15 protein-coding genes are annotated in these 13,708 nt (G+C 62.9%); 6 read left to right on the forward strand and 9 right to left on the reverse strand.

Annotated elements, in window-relative coordinates; genetic code table 11:
* The first annotated feature begins 52 nt into the window (after positions 1 to 52).
* Both RTP54_RS27330 and RTP54_RS27335 read left to right on the forward strand, forming a co-directional pair.
* Positions 53 to 697, forward strand: coding sequence for a DUF1007 family protein (locus RTP54_RS27330; protein ID WP_312366891.1), 645 nt, complete (start codon positions 53 to 55; stop codon positions 695 to 697).
* Positions 691 to 1,758 carry a nickel/cobalt transporter gene (locus tag RTP54_RS27335; RefSeq protein ID WP_312366892.1) on the forward strand — a complete coding sequence of 356 codons (1,068 nt, stop codon included), beginning with the start codon at positions 691 to 693 and terminating at the stop codon, positions 1,756 to 1,758. The genes RTP54_RS27330 and RTP54_RS27335 overlap by 7 nt, the downstream gene beginning before the upstream one ends.
* Positions 1,759 to 1,814: 56 nt before the next feature.
* Here the strand turns inward: RTP54_RS27335 and RTP54_RS27340 are convergent, their stop codons facing one another.
* The 4 genes from RTP54_RS27340 to RTP54_RS27355 form a co-directional block, all read right to left on the reverse strand.
* Positions 1,815 to 2,051 (reverse strand): hypothetical protein, encoded by a 237-nt coding sequence (locus RTP54_RS27340; RefSeq protein WP_312366893.1) that lies wholly within the window; start codon positions 2,049 to 2,051, stop codon positions 1,815 to 1,817.
* A gap of 2 nt (positions 2,052 to 2,053) precedes the next feature.
* On the reverse strand, positions 2,054 to 2,743 hold the full coding sequence (locus tag RTP54_RS27345; protein WP_312366894.1) for a GNAT family protein: 690 nt from the start codon (positions 2,741 to 2,743) through the stop codon (positions 2,054 to 2,056).
* Positions 2,744 to 2,835: 92 nt separating this feature from the next.
* Positions 2,836 to 3,543, reverse strand: coding sequence for a tellurite resistance TerB family protein (locus tag RTP54_RS27350; RefSeq protein WP_312366895.1), 708 nt, complete (start codon positions 3,541 to 3,543; stop codon positions 2,836 to 2,838).
* A 180-nt stretch (positions 3,544 to 3,723) separates the two neighbouring features.
* Positions 3,724 to 4,362 carry a 2-dehydro-3-deoxy-phosphogluconate aldolase gene (locus tag RTP54_RS27355; protein ID WP_112807620.1) on the reverse strand — a complete coding sequence of 213 codons (639 nt, stop codon included), beginning with the start codon at positions 4,360 to 4,362 and terminating at the stop codon, positions 3,724 to 3,726.
* A 200-nt stretch (positions 4,363 to 4,562) separates the two neighbouring features.
* Between RTP54_RS27355 and RTP54_RS27360 the strand changes: the two genes are divergently transcribed.
* From RTP54_RS27360 to RTP54_RS27370, 3 genes are all read left to right on the forward strand, one after another.
* Positions 4,563 to 5,036, forward strand: coding sequence for a CYTH domain-containing protein (locus tag RTP54_RS27360; protein ID WP_112817131.1), 474 nt, complete (start codon positions 4,563 to 4,565; stop codon positions 5,034 to 5,036).
* Positions 5,033 to 5,941, forward strand: a complete 909-nt coding sequence (locus tag RTP54_RS27365; protein WP_312366899.1) for a CHAD domain-containing protein — start codon at positions 5,033 to 5,035, stop codon at positions 5,939 to 5,941. Before RTP54_RS27360 ends, RTP54_RS27365 begins: the two co-directional genes overlap by 4 nt.
* Before the next feature lie 78 nt (positions 5,942 to 6,019).
* On the forward strand, positions 6,020 to 6,964 hold the full coding sequence (locus tag RTP54_RS27370; protein ID WP_312366901.1) for a rhodanese-related sulfurtransferase: 945 nt from the start codon (positions 6,020 to 6,022) through the stop codon (positions 6,962 to 6,964).
* 371 nt (positions 6,965 to 7,335) lie between these two features.
* Here RTP54_RS27370 and RTP54_RS27375 read toward each other — a convergent pair whose 3' ends face one another.
* The 4 genes from RTP54_RS27375 to RTP54_RS27390 form a co-directional block, all read right to left on the reverse strand.
* Positions 7,336 to 8,112 carry a MetQ/NlpA family ABC transporter substrate-binding protein gene (locus RTP54_RS27375; RefSeq protein WP_112807627.1) on the reverse strand — a complete coding sequence of 259 codons (777 nt, stop codon included), beginning with the start codon at positions 8,110 to 8,112 and terminating at the stop codon, positions 7,336 to 7,338.
* Positions 8,113 to 8,150: 38 nt separating this feature from the next.
* Positions 8,151 to 8,816, reverse strand: a complete 666-nt coding sequence (locus RTP54_RS27380) for a methionine ABC transporter permease (protein ID WP_312366905.1) — start codon at positions 8,814 to 8,816, stop codon at positions 8,151 to 8,153.
* Positions 8,806 to 9,888, reverse strand: coding sequence for a methionine ABC transporter ATP-binding protein (locus RTP54_RS27385; RefSeq protein WP_312366907.1), 1,083 nt, complete (start codon positions 9,886 to 9,888; stop codon positions 8,806 to 8,808). The genes RTP54_RS27380 and RTP54_RS27385 overlap by 11 nt, the downstream gene beginning before the upstream one ends.
* A 379-nt stretch (positions 9,889 to 10,267) precedes the next feature.
* A complete protein-coding gene (locus RTP54_RS27390) occupies positions 10,268 to 10,900 on the reverse strand; it encodes a TerC family protein (RefSeq protein WP_112807633.1) in 633 nt (210 codons plus the stop codon).
* A 240-nt stretch (positions 10,901 to 11,140) separates the two neighbouring features.
* Here RTP54_RS27390 and RTP54_RS27395 point away from each other — a divergent pair, with 240 nt between their 5' ends.
* The gene (locus RTP54_RS27395; RefSeq protein ID WP_312366911.1) at positions 11,141 to 12,028 is read left to right on the forward strand and encodes an NAD(P)-dependent oxidoreductase; all 888 of its coding nucleotides are present in this window, start codon (positions 11,141 to 11,143) and stop codon (positions 12,026 to 12,028) included.
* Between the two features lie 98 nt (positions 12,029 to 12,126).
* Here RTP54_RS27395 and RTP54_RS27400 read toward each other — a convergent pair whose 3' ends face one another.
* The gene (locus RTP54_RS27400; protein ID WP_312366913.1) at positions 12,127 to 13,494 is read right to left on the reverse strand and encodes a GH1 family beta-glucosidase; all 1,368 of its coding nucleotides are present in this window, start codon (positions 13,492 to 13,494) and stop codon (positions 12,127 to 12,129) included.
* Positions 13,495 to 13,708 lie beyond the last annotated feature (214 nt).

Consider the following 13,708-nt stretch of genomic DNA (forward strand, 5'->3'; position numbering starts at 1 on the left):
AGGTGTCGCCACGCCTCCGGCCAGAAGGCCCGACCAGAAGGATTGCCGTTTCATGAGAATTAAGCGCCTCGTCATGGCCGGCCTTGCCACCCTTCTTGCGCCGACGCTGGCCTTTTCCCACCCACACATCTTTGCCGAGGCGCGCCTTGAAGTTGCCTCCGACGACAAGGGTGAAGTGAGCGAACTCAGGAATGTCTGGCGTTTCGACGAGCTGTTTTCGGCAAGCGTCGTGCTCGACTTCGACAAGAACTCGAACGCCACGCTCGACCCGGACGAACTGGCCGAAGTCGGCCAGACGGTGCTAGAGTCGCTGGCGGAGTACAACTACTACACGACGGCGCTGGAAAACGGCAAATCCATCAAGGTCAGCAAGCCCGAGCACATCACTGTCGACTACAAGGATGGCCAGTTGCTGATGATCTTTGCGGTCAAGCCGGCCGAGCCGATGCCGCTCAAGGGCAAACTCTCCTTCGGCGTCTACGACCCGACCATGTATACGGCCATGGATTTCCCGACCGATGACGACCTGACCGTGGTCGGCGACAAGATCGCCGCTTGCGAACATAAGGTCGTGCGCCCTGATCCTGACGAAGTCCTTGCGGAAAACAAGGATACGTTGACCGATGCCTTCTGGAGCGATCCGACCGGCACCGACATGTCGAAGCTCTTTGCAACCCGGATAGAGATCACATGCTGAACACCCGGCTGAACACCCGCAAGATCGGTGGCCTGATTGCCGCCGCGCTCGTGTTGACGGCACTTTCGACCGGCTTTGCCGCGGCACAATCACCGCTCGGCATCGGCACGGCCGAACCGTCCTTTCAGACCACCGGCTTCCTCGGCGGCTTCTTCGCCTGGGTGAACGCCGAGCAGCAGGGCTTCTACCGCACGCTCACCGGCGCGCTGAAAGGCATGCGCGAAAACCCGTGGCAGCTCTGGTCGCTGATCGGCCTTTCCTTCGCCTATGGCGTCTTCCACGCCGCCGGCCCCGGCCACGGCAAGGCGGTCATCTCCTCCTACATGATCGCCAACGAGACCGAACTGAAGCGCGGGGTTCTGCTCTCCTTCATGTCGTCGATCCTGCAGGGCGTCGTCGCCATCCTGCTCGTCGGCGCGGTCTATCTGGTTCTGCGCGGATCCTCGATCAGCATGACGGACGCAACACGCTCATTGGAAATCGCCAGCTACGCGCTGATCGCCGCCTTCGGCGGCTGGCTCCTGTTTCGCAAGCTGCGCTCGATGATGCGCCCGGCAACGCTTATGGCGACGGCGGGCGGCGGCCAGCTTCATCTTGAGCATGACCATCACCATGATCATCACGATCATGCCCACCATCGTCACGACCACGGGCATCACGGCCACAGCCATGGCGCCGGCGAGGTCTGCTCGACCTGCGGGCACGCGCATGCGCCGGATCCCTCAATGCTGAAGGGCGATCGCTTCGCCGTCAGCGAGGCCTGGTCGGCGATCGTCGCCGTCGGCCTCAGGCCCTGCTCCGGAGCCCTGATCGTTTTGTCCTTCGCGCTGCTCAACGGCCTCTATCTCGGCGGCATCCTCTCGGTCTTCGCCATGTCGATCGGCACGGCCATCACCGTATCGATCCTGGCGACGCTGGCGGTCACGGCCAAGGGTTTTGCCGTGCGCTACGCGTCGAGCGCGCAATCAGCCGCCCGCATCTCGAACGGCATCGAGATTGCAGGCGCCCTGCTCGTGATTATCCTTGGACTGGTCCTGTTGGGTGCCGCACTTCAGGGCTGATGCCTCTTGAGTGCATCACTCCTGATGCGCCAAAACGCCGTCGCCTGCAGGCCGGATTATAGGCCGCGCTTGCGCTGATGGCGTGCCCGCAGCCAGAAGATCAGAAAGAAGCCGAGAACGAAGACGACGCCGAAGGCGCTGGCGAGCCAGACCGAGATATCGCCGAGCTTCAGCATGATCGTAGGCAGCACGAAAAAGCCGATGCCGACGACGGCCAGGATGACGGCCGCGGCGATCGCCGGCGACTTTTCCTTCGGGGCCTGGTTTTCTCTGGTCTTTTCGGGCGTGTTCACGCTCACTCCTTTGGCGCGAGATCCGCGCGAATATCTTCCAGCCGCCGCTTCTGGCGACCGTCTGCATCGAAATTATCAGGCGACAGCCAGTTTTCGAATGCGGCATTCAGCAGCGGCCATTCGCTGTCGATCATCGAAAACCAGGCCGTGTCGCGGTTGCCGCCCTTGGATATCATATGCTGGCGGAAAATGCCCTCGAAACTGAAGCCGAGGCGGAGTGCCGTCTTCCGGCTTGCGGCATTCTCGCTATGACATTTCCACTCGTAGCGGCGATAGCCGAGATCCTCGAAAACATGCTTGGCCATCAGGTAATGCGCCTCGGTCGACAGCGGCGAACTGGCCATTGCCGCCCCATGCGCGACGGACCCGACCTCGACGACGCCGTTGGCCGGATCGGCGCGCATATAGTTCGCCATGCCGACGACCTTGCCGCTTGCCCTGTCGCGAAACACTTCCGTGACCCAGCCGGACTTTTCCTGGGCCGCGGTCAGCCAAGCGTCGAAATCGTCGATGCCGCCGAAATCCGCCTGCACAAAATACTTCAGGAGCGGGTTGATACCCATGCCGCCGAGCCCGTCCCACAGGTCCTGCCTGTGCGTCGCACGATCGTAGGCCTCAAGGCTAACATAGCGGCCTTCGATCGCCACCGGCTTCGGCGCCGGACATCCCTTCCAGTTGCTCAGATCACGCATCGGCCACCTCTCCCGCTACTCCTGTTCCCGGCATAGGGCAGAGAAGCGGCCGACACAAATTCAAACTGGTGATCGATCCATGAGCGATCCGATCAGGCAGGAACCTTCGCCGACGATACGGTCGCCTCGATATGATCGACGAGCGCATCGGGAAGGCCGAGGCGACCGGCGAGCAGATCGAGGTAGCCCCGCTCGGCGCGGCTCTCCGGCTCGATCGTCAGGCGAGAGGCGGTATAGACCTCGACGCGCTCTTCCTCGGTCTTGGCAGCAGCGACGATGGCGTCGATATCGACGGGATTTCCAAGCTCGCCCTCGAGGAACGCCGATGCATCGGCCGACAGGCCGGACACCGAAAGCTTGTCCATGATGTGGCGGCGCTCGACATCATCGATATGTCCGTCCGCGCGCGAGGCGGCGATCATGGCGCGCACGAGAACAAGCGCGAAGTCGTGGCTGATCTTTTCCGGCTCGGCGGCAAACCCGGAATCGGTCGGCGGCGGCAGCAGTTCCGGCTGCTTCTGGGCAGCAGGATCGGTGACCGGGGCGTTGCCGGACTGATAATTCTTGTAGGCCTGGTAACCGAGGCCGGCGATGGCGGCGAGACCGCCGAGCACGGCGGCGTTGCCGGTCAGCTGGCGGCCCGATTTGGTACCGAGCAGCACGGCAGCGATCGCGCCCGATGCCAGCGGATTGTCCTTGGCGAGTTGCGTGACCTGCCCGGCGCGCTCACGCACCGATCCACCGGCACCCGGCACCTGCGATCCCAGAAACTGGTCCAGCAATTTCTTCGCGTCGAACATGGGGTTTCGCTCCTTGTCGGTTCCAGGCGGAAAAAAACGTGCAGAACAGGGCGCCGCCTGCACCCGCTCCATCAAACCGATTGAGACATAGGAACGTTGCAGTGGAAATACAAATTCGCGTTGCACGAAAAAGGCCGGGTTGATACCCGGCCTCGATCATCTCATGCAATCGGTCGGGCTTCAGCCCTTGAGCGCAAAGGCTTCGGCCGCAAGCTTGGTGATGCCGGCCCAATCGCCCTTGGCAACCAGGTCCTTCGGCGCCACCCAGGAGCCACCGACGCAGATAACGTTCGGCAGCGACAGGTAGTCGCGCGCGTTTGCAAGCGAAATGCCGCCGGTCGGGCAGAAGAAGGTGCCGGCAAGCGGCGACGACAGCGATTTCAGGTAGGCAGCGCCGCCAGCCTGTTCGGCCGGGAAGAACTTCATCACCTCGTAGCCTTCCTCGCGCAGGCCCATGACTTCGCTGGCGGTCGCGGCACCAGGCAGAAGCGGCGCTTCGTGGTCGTTGGCGACGTCGATCAGTTCCTGCGTGGTGCCCGGGCTGACGATGAACTGCGAACCGGCTTCGATCGCCGCCTGGAACTGGGCGGCGTTAAGGACGGTGCCGGCGCCGGCAACTGCACCCTCGACCTCGTTGGCAACAGCACTGATCGCTTCAAGTGCTGCCGGCGTGCGCAAGGTGATTTCGATTGCTCTCAATCCACCGGCGACAAGCGCGCGCGCCAGCGGCACGGCCGTCGCTACGTCGTCGATCACCAGCACCGGCACGACCGGCTGAAGTTTGAGGATGGAGAGAAGCCTGTCGGTTTTCACGCTCATGCAGATCGTCCTTTTAAAACGATTGAATATGGGTTCCGCATACTCCGCCAGCCGGCGCTTGTCGAGACCGAACCAGGCGCGCGCCCGTCAATCGTATATGAGAAAATAAGAAAATAATTTCGACAACAAAGAGATACTTGAGCCTTGCTCGCAAAACGATAGTTTGGTGACAATCGACCCTCTCGAAATGCGGGATACCCATGGCGAAGGAGATAGAGCGCAAGTTCCTGGTGGCCTCCAGCGAGTGGCAGGGAAATGCGGACAAGGGCACGCAGCTGCGGCAGGCCTATATCGTCACCATGGACGACCGTTCCGTGCGCGTGCGCATCCATGGCAACAAATGGGCGCGGCTGACGATCAAGATCGGCAAGTCGGCGCTGGTGCGCAACGAATACGAATATGACTTGCCGATGGACGACGCCAGGGAGATGCTGACCCAGGCCGTCGGCGTCGTCATCGAAAAGCGGCGCTTTCGCGTGCCGTACAAGGGCTTCACCTGGGAGGTGGACGTCTATGAAGGCGCCCTCAAAGGGCTTGTGGTCGCCGAAGTCGAGATGAAGCGGGAGACGGATCTGCCGGCGCTTCCCGCATGGCTCGGTCGGGAGATCACCGGCGACCGGCGCTATTCGAACCAGTCGCTCGCCACCGACGGACGTGTGGAAGAGCAGGCATGAGCTACACTTTCCGGCCGGAACGGGCTTTCACCGGCGATTTCAAACGTGTGGGCGCCGAGCAATTCGAGCAGGCGACCGGCATGCTTCGGCTTCGTCCCGATGGCATGCACGAAGCCATCCATCAGGCGCGCAAGAGCTTCAAGCGCGTGCGCGCGCTCTATCGGCTCGTCGCCTCCGATGCGCCGCTTTTTCAGAGCCAGGAAAACGCCCGCATTCGCGACATGGCGCGCAACCTGTCGGCCGTCAGGGATGCCGCCGCATTGGTCGAGAATGCCCGCTACCTGCGAGAGGGTGCCCGCAGCCAGGAGGAGGAAAGGGCTCTCGACCACGTCTGCTTACGACTGGTCGAGCGGCGTGACCGGATCGCCGACAGCCAGACCGATATCGAGGACAGGATCGCCGCCACCATCGTCAATTGCGAAAGGGCGATGGCAGCGCTTGGCCATGTCGCCTTCGATGACAGCCGCCGCAAGACGGCCGACCGCCTGGCAAAGGGCTGGCGGCGCACGCTGAAACGCGCCGCGCGCGCCCTTGAGGCGTGCCAGGAAAGCACCGAGGCCGCCTCCTTTCATGAGCTGCGCAAGCGCGCGCAGGATTATCGCATGCATCTCGCCTTGATGCGTCAGGCCTGGCCCTCGGCGATGGAGGCAAAGCGTCTGGATGCGAAAGCGCTGGTCGAGGTTCTCGGTCACCTCAACGACCTCGACGTCATGACGTCGCTCGTCAACGAGGATCCTGCCCTTGCCGGCAACAGCCAGGATCAGGCCTATCTGATCTCTGCCGTCATCGCCCGCCAGGAAAGCTTGCGGGCCGAGGCTCTGGACCACGCAAGAAACGTCTTTCTCGACACGCCTGATGACGAGAGCCGGACGATTCGCCTGCTCTGGCTTGAGGCCGGGCGCTAGCGGGGCACCGCGACACAAGGCCCCTGCGGGCGGGTCCCGGATTGCGCTTGCCGCGCGAAAGCTGTATTTGCACGGCCCATGACCGACATTTCCACGACCCCGCGCCCGCAGACGCATGGCCAGTTCATGGTCGCAGCGCTCTATCACTTCGCCGCCTTCCCGCAGTTCGCCGACTTCCGCGAGCCGCTGCAAGCCGTCTGCGACGAGAACGGCGTCAAGGGAACCCTGCTTCTCGCCCATGAGGGCATCAACGGCACGATCGCCGGCACCGACGCCGGCATTGCGGCGGTGCTTGCCTATCTGCGCGCCCGGCCGGAATTCGCCGCCCTGGAGCATAAGGAGAGCCGTGCTTCCTCGATGCCGTTCCTACGCATGAAGGTGCGGCTGAAGAAGGAAATCGTCACCATGGGCGTCGACAACATCGACCCCAACAAGATCGTCGGCACCTATGTCGATGCGAAGGACTGGAACGCGCTGATCTCCGATCCTGAGACCATCGTCATCGACACGCGCAACGACTACGAAACCGCGATCGGCATCTTCAAGGGCGCGGTCGACCCGCAGACCAAGACCTTCCGCGAATTTCCCGACTGGGTGCGCAACAATACCGGCCTGCACAACAAGCCGAAGATCGCCATGTACTGCACCGGCGGCATCCGCTGCGAGAAGGCCACCGCCTTCATGAAGGAACAGGGTTTCGACGAGGTGTTTCACCTCAAGGGCGGCATCCTGAAATATCTCGAAGAGGTGCCGCAGGAGGAAAGCCTCTGGGAGGGCGCCTGCTTCGTCTTCGACGACCGCGTGTCGGTGACGCACGGGCTCGAAGAGGGTGAGCACACGCTCTGCCACGCCTGCCGCCAGCCGCTGACGCCTGCCGACCTCGCCTCGCCCCATCACGAGGATGGCGTGTCCTGCATCCATTGCCATGAAGTGCGCACCGACGAGGACCGCGAACGTTACCGCCAGCGCCAGCGCCAGATCACGCTTGCGAAAAAACGCGGCGAAAAACACCTCGGCAGCTGAAGCGGCCGTCCGAAACGCTGCCGCTCATCCGCCTGCCGGCACCGTCTCCCCGGATGCGGGGCGAAGGCAGATGCCGCAACACCCGAACGCCAAGAGCCCCGTTACAGTAGGTCCCCCGCTTCGTTTGATGTAAGCTGGAGGCAGCGGCAAACCTCGTCGCCGTCCCCTCGCCCCGCTTGCGGGGAGAGGGTCAGGGTGAGGGGCGGTCCGCTGTCGCTGCTCGTCGGGCAACGCCTCGCATTCTTCCGGCGACTGTCGCCCGGCGCGTCGCTGCCCCAAGAAGACATCGCGAGCGGGCGGCTGCGCTCCAAAGAAAAACCGCGCACCGGGGTGCGGCGCGCGGTTCAACATCAGCTTATCTGCGTTCCGGCTTACCAGCTCGGGATCAGCGCACCCTTGAAGGTGTCGTTGATGAAGGCGCGCACGGACTCGTCGTGGTAGGCCTCGACCAGTGTCTTCACCCAGGGGGCATCCTTGTCGGCGGTGCGCACGGCAATGACGTTGGCGTAGGGCGACTTTTCGCCTTCGATGGCGATCGCGTCTTCCTTCGGATGCAGGTCGGCCTCAAGCGCGTAGTTGGTGTTGATGACAGCCGCATCGACGTCGGCCAGCGAACGCGGCAGCTGGGCTGCATCGAGCTCGGCAAACGTGATGTTCTTCGGGTTCTCGATGATGTCGGACGGGGTGACCTTCAGGCCGACTTCCGGCTTCACCTTGATCAGGCCCTTGGAGGCAAGCACGAGCAGTGCGCGGCCGCCATTGGTCGGGTCGTTCGGAATGCCGATCGTCGCGCCGTCCTTCAGCTCGTCGAGGCTCTTCACCTTGCTCGAATAGACGCCCATCGGGGTGGTGATGGTGGTGCCGACGCTGACGATGTCGAAGCCGCGGTCAGCGATCTGGTTGTCGAGGTAGGGCTGGTGCTGGAACGAGTTGGCGTTGAGGTCGCCATCGGCCAGTGCCTGGTTCGGAACAACGTAATCGGAGAATTCGAGGATCTCGATGTCGAGGCCCTTGGGTGCCGCGACTTCCTTCACCTTCTCCATGATCTGGGCATGTTCGCCCGGCGTGACGCCGACCTTGATGGTTTCGGCGAAGGCCGCACCGGCGGAAAGCGCTGCGATTGCCGCAGCAATGATGAGCTTCTTCATGGGTATCTCCTTGTTGGTGATGTGAATGTCCTGGGAAATCAGTTTTTGCGGCTGCGCCTGTCGAAGCGGCGCGCCAGCCCGTCACCGGCGCTCTGCACGATCTGCACCAGCACGATCAGCACGATGACGACGACCAGCATCACGTCCGGCATGAAGCGCTGGTAGCCGTAGCGGATGCCGAGATCGCCGAGCCCGCCGCCACCGACGGCACCGACCATGGCGGAATAGCCGATGAGGCTGACGGCGGTCATGGTCAGCGCCATCGTCAGCGCGGGCCGCGCTTCGGCGAGCAGCACCTTGAAGACGATCTGCATCGGCGTCGCGCCCATGGCGCGGGCCGCCTCGATCAATCCCTTGTCGATCTCGCGGATCGCCGCTTCGACGAGGCGCGCGACAAAGGGAATGGTGGCGATCGTCAGCGGCACGATCGCCGCTTTGGTGCCGATCGACGTGCCGGTGAGAAGCCGGGTAAACGGGATGATGGCAACGACCAGGATGATGAACGGCGTCGAGCGCGCGGCATTGACGATCAGACCGACGATGCGGTTGGTCATCGGCGCCGGGAAAAGTTCGCCCTTGCCGCTGGTTGCCAGAAAGATACCGATCGGCCCGCCGATCAGCGATCCGATCAGGCCGGCGGCCGCCACCATGTAAAGCGTGTCGAGGGTCGCGCTCCAGATCTTCAAAAGGATATCAGGCGACATAGCCGAGCACCTCCGTGACCAGACCGTTTTCGGTGAAGAAGCGTTCGGCGCGGCCTGCGGTTTCCGCGTCCGCGCCGTAGGCGACGACGAGCGAGCCGTAGGGACGGCCACCGATCTCGTCGATCGTGCCGGCGATGATGTTGACCTCGGCGCCAACGGATTTGATCAGCTGCGAGATCAGCGGGCGCTCGGCCGCAGCCCCGAAGAAGGTCAGGCGCACGACGGCGCGGTCACCGGCCACTCCCTGCGGCTTCAGCGCCCGCGATACGGCATCAGGCAGCTTCGAGCCCGGCAGGCCTGATAGCATCGCCCGGGTCGTCTCGTGCTTGGGATGGGTGAAGACGTCGAAGGTGTGGCCGCGTTCGACGATGCGGCCGTGGTCGATCACGGCAACGTCCGAGGTCACTGCCTTCACCACTTCCATCTCATGGGTGATCAAAAGCACGGTCAGGCCGAGATCGGCATTGATGCGCTTCAGAAGCTCGAGGATCGACTGCGTCGTCTCGGGATCGAGCGCCGATGTCGCCTCGTCGGAAAGCAGCAGCTTCGGCTCGGTCGAAAGCGCCCGGGCGATGCCGATCCGTTGCTTCTGGCCGCCGGAAAGCTCGGCCGGATAGCGGCCATGCTTGTCGGCCAATCCCACGAGATCGAGCAGCGGCCGCACGCGCTTTTCGATCGCATGCTTATCCATGCCGGCGATTTCAAGCGGCAGGGCCACATTGTCGAACACGGTGCGGGACGACAAAAGATTGAAATGCTGGAAGATCATGCCGACCGAACGGCGTAGCTCGCGAAGAGCGGCCTCATCGAGCGCGCCGACATCGACGCCATCGACCAGCACCTTGCCGCCCGTCGGCTTTTCCAGGCCGTTGACCAGCCGGATCAATGTCGACTTGCCGGCGCCGGAACGGCCGATGATGCCGGTGATCGAACCGCGGCCGACAGAAAGGGAGACGTTGTCGAGCGCTGTAAAGCCGTCGCTCTTGCCGGAGGCCGGGAAATGCTTGGAAACGCCATCGAAAATGACGGCGGCATCGGCGCGCGCCGGCGCCTGATAGGCGGAAACGCTCATCGTTCGGATACCCCCGAAAGAGGCGTTGTCAGAATGGACGGGTACATAGGTGCTCTCGGATGCTCGAAACTGGAAGATCCCGGGCTCAATGGCGCGGAATGGAAGGCGCGTCCTGTCAGGCCGACATTCGACAACGCATTCGCAACAGGGAGCACTTCTCTAGCATTAGCCAACCGGTGAGTTCAATGTCGCTGCCGCAGGAAGGACATGCGACATAATCTAGGGTCCTTATGGACAATAGATTCCCGTTTTGACAGGTATGGTTTTTCGGCTTGCTTCGCGTTTGCGGAAAAAACCGCTCTTTCGCGCGCAGCTCGGCCAGGAAAAGCAGCGCATCGACCCGGAAAGCGGGCCGATGCGGGCGATCCGTCCTGGCCGGTCAGACGCCGATGGCGTGGGCGACCGGCTCCAGATGCGGCCAGACCTCGATCGAGCCGCGATAGATCATGTTGAGCGCCACATAGAGAATGATGGCAAGACCGACATAGGCGATCCAGTGGTAGCGGTTGAGCAGCCTTGCAATGAAGCTTGCAGCGATGCCCATCAGCGCGATCGAAAGAATGAGGCCGAAGACGAGAATGGTCGGATGCTCGCGCGCGGCACCGGCGACCGCCAGCACGTTGTCGAGCGACATCGACACGTCGGCGATGACGATCTGGATCGCCGCCTGCAGGAAGGTCTTGCGCGGCGCCGAATTGGCGCCCTCGCCCTCGAAGTCTTCCGCTCCGCCGGCGCGGATCTCGCGCCACATCTTCCAGCAGACCCAAAGCAGCAGCAGGCCGCCGGCGAGCAACAGGCCGATGATATCGAGCAGCTGCACGGTGACGCTGGCCAGCGCGATACGCAGCACGGTCGCAGCGAGAATGCCGACCAGAATGGCCTTGCGGCGCTGCTCCGCCGGCAGGCCGGCGGCGGCAAGACCGATGACGACGGCATTGTCGCCGGCCAGGACCAGGTCGATGACTATGACCTGCATGAGCGCCAGCAATCCGGCAGAAGTAAAGATTTCCATGATAGATAGTCCCTCGAGGCGCCTTCGGACGCCCATCCACTATTAGCAATGCATAGAACAGCGGGTGTTCACGGATCAAGGGGCGGTGGCTGGCAGGCCGGCAAAACGCACCGCAATCTTGCCGCCACCCAACAGGCAGTCGATACGGCGATACGGAAACGGCGGTGCGTATCGAGGTTTACTGACCGCAGTTCTCTGCTAGGAAACGCAGCAGGACCGAACAGTAGGACAGGAATTCGCATGCGCATCGTTTTGACCGGAAGTTCGGGGCGCATCGGCCGGGCGATCTACAATGCGCTGGCGGCCGAGCACGAGGTGGTCGGCATCGATCGCGCGCCCTTCGGAACGACCGGGATCACTGGCGACTTCGTCGATGGCGTCCTCCTGGAGCGCGCCATGCAGGGGGCCGATGCGGTCATCCATACGGCAGCGCTGCATGCCCCACATGTCGATGCGATCGCCGATGTGGAGTTCGAGCGCGTCAATGTGATGGGAACCCATCTCGTTATTGCCGCAGCCCAGGCCGCCGGCGTCAGCCGTATCGTCTTCACCAGTACGACCGCACTCTACGGGCATGCCGTCAAAGCGGGTGCCTGCGCCTGGGTCACCGAGGAGACGGCGCCCCAGCCCCACACGATCTACCATCACACCAAGCTTGCCGCCGAGGCGCTGCTCGAAAATGCCGCCGACCGGGATTTGCATGTACGGGTGCTGCGCATGTCCAGATGCTTTCCCGAGCAGGCCGATCGCATGGCCGCCTATCGGCTGCACCGTGGCATCGACGTGCGCGATGTGGCCGACGCGCATGTGGCAGCGCTCCACGATGACGGGCCGGCCTTCCAGCGCTTCATCATATCAGGCGAACCGGCATTCCTGCCGACGGATTGCCGGCATCTGGCAAGCGATGCCGCTGCGGTTCTGCGCGAGCGGGCAAGCAAGTTTTCCCAGGCCTTTGCCGAACGCGGCTGGTCGCTGCCCGCCTCGATCGACCGGATCTATGACCCGAGCGCCGCGATCGGCGCACTCGGATGGAAGCCGCGCTTCGGCTTCAAGGAGGTCCTCGCCCAGCTCGACCGCGGCAGCCTCGAAGTGCTGCCGGTGCGCAAGGTTGCCGAACGCTTCGACTGACGGGACAAGATCTTGCGCGCCAGAGGGCGCGCAAGGCTCTTTCTACATATTTCCTGCCGGAAAACCGCTTCGCACTTTTCCTGGAAATGCTTTAGCCATCAGATATGGTTGCCGCCGGGAAACTCCTCGGCGAGTGCCTTATACCAGTGACCGCTCTTCTTGACCGTGCGCACCTGGGTTTCGTAGTCCACATGCACGATGCCGAATCGCATCCGGTAACCTTCGGCCCACTCGAAATTGTCCATCAGGCTCCAGGCGAAATAGCCGCGCATCGGGTATCCCTTGGCGATCAGGTCGGCCGTCACCGAAAGGTGCTCGGCGATGTAGTCGAGCCGCGGCTGGTCATCGACCACACCGTCTTCGACATCCATGTTGTAGCAGGCGCCGTTCTCGGTGATGTAGCAATCGGGCAGGTCGTAGCGAGCGTTGAGCGTCTCCACCAATTGGCCGAGCGCCGGTGCAAAAACTTCCCAGCCGATATCGGTCTTCACGTCACTGACTGGCTTGGCGTTGACCGTCGCCGGATACTCGGCACCAGGGGTCTTGTCGTCGCTGACGCGCATCGGCGTGTAGTAATTCAGGCCCCACCAGTCGAGCGGGCGCGAGATCGTTGCCATGTCGCCGTCTTCGATCTCGGGCATGCGATGGCCGAGCGCGCTCATGAAGCTCTCGGGATATTCCCCCTTGAAGATCGGGCCGAAGAACACGCCGTTGTGGAAATCGAAAGCCCTCTCGGCGGCCGTCTTGTCGGCCTCGCCGTCGCTGCCGGGATAGACCGAATGGGCATTGATGACGATGCCGGCCGGCAGGTTCGGCCGCTCCGAGCGAATGGCGTCGACGCCAAGACCGTGCGCAAGATTGGTGAAATGCAGCGCGTGCAGAGCCGCATCCATGTTGCGTTCGCCCGGCGCATGAATGCCATAGAGATGGCTGAGCCAGACCGAACACCAGGGCTCGTTGAAGGTCGCGACCGCGTCAAGCCGATCGCCGAGGCGGGCAATGACGGTCTTGGCATAACGCTGGAACGCGTAAGCCGTGGTGCGGGACGTCCAGCCGCCGTCGCCCATCAGCGCCAGCGGAAGGTCCCAGTGATAGAGCGTCGCGAAGGCCCTGATGTTGCGCGCCTTCAGACCGTCGACAAGGCGGTCGTAGAAGTCGAGGCCCTTCTCGTTGATCGGACCGACACCCTCGGGAATGATGCGCGGCCAGGCGATCGAAAACCGGTAGGCCTCGACGCCAAGGCTCTTGATCAGGTCGAGATCCTCGTCGAGCCTGTTGTAGTGGTCACAGGCGATATCGCCATTGTGCCGGCCGAAGACCCGGCCCGGCATGTTGGAAAAGGCATCCCAGATCGATGGCTTGCGCCCATCCATCTTGGTCGCACCCTCGATCTGGAAGGAGGCCGTCGCCACCCCGAACACGAAATCACCCGGGAAACGCCGGGCAAGGGTCTTTGCTTCGATCATCAGCCTGTCTCGTCCTTTGCAGCGGCCCGCCTCCGGCGGGCGGCCGCTCACTTGGTGTATTTTCGTTTTTCTTGCGGGTCGGCCTAAAGCGACACCGGCAAATGTCAACTCGCGAAAAAGGGCGGGGCATCCCCCGCCCTTGCCGCCTCGGCAGGCCTTCCGTCTACAGCTTTACCCATGCCCCGTTTCGTTTTGACGACTGGACGCAGGCATC

It is taken from the genome of Ensifer sp., assembly GCF_031989085.1.
In the GTDB taxonomy this organism is placed as follows: domain Bacteria; phylum Pseudomonadota; class Alphaproteobacteria; order Rhizobiales; family Rhizobiaceae; genus Ensifer.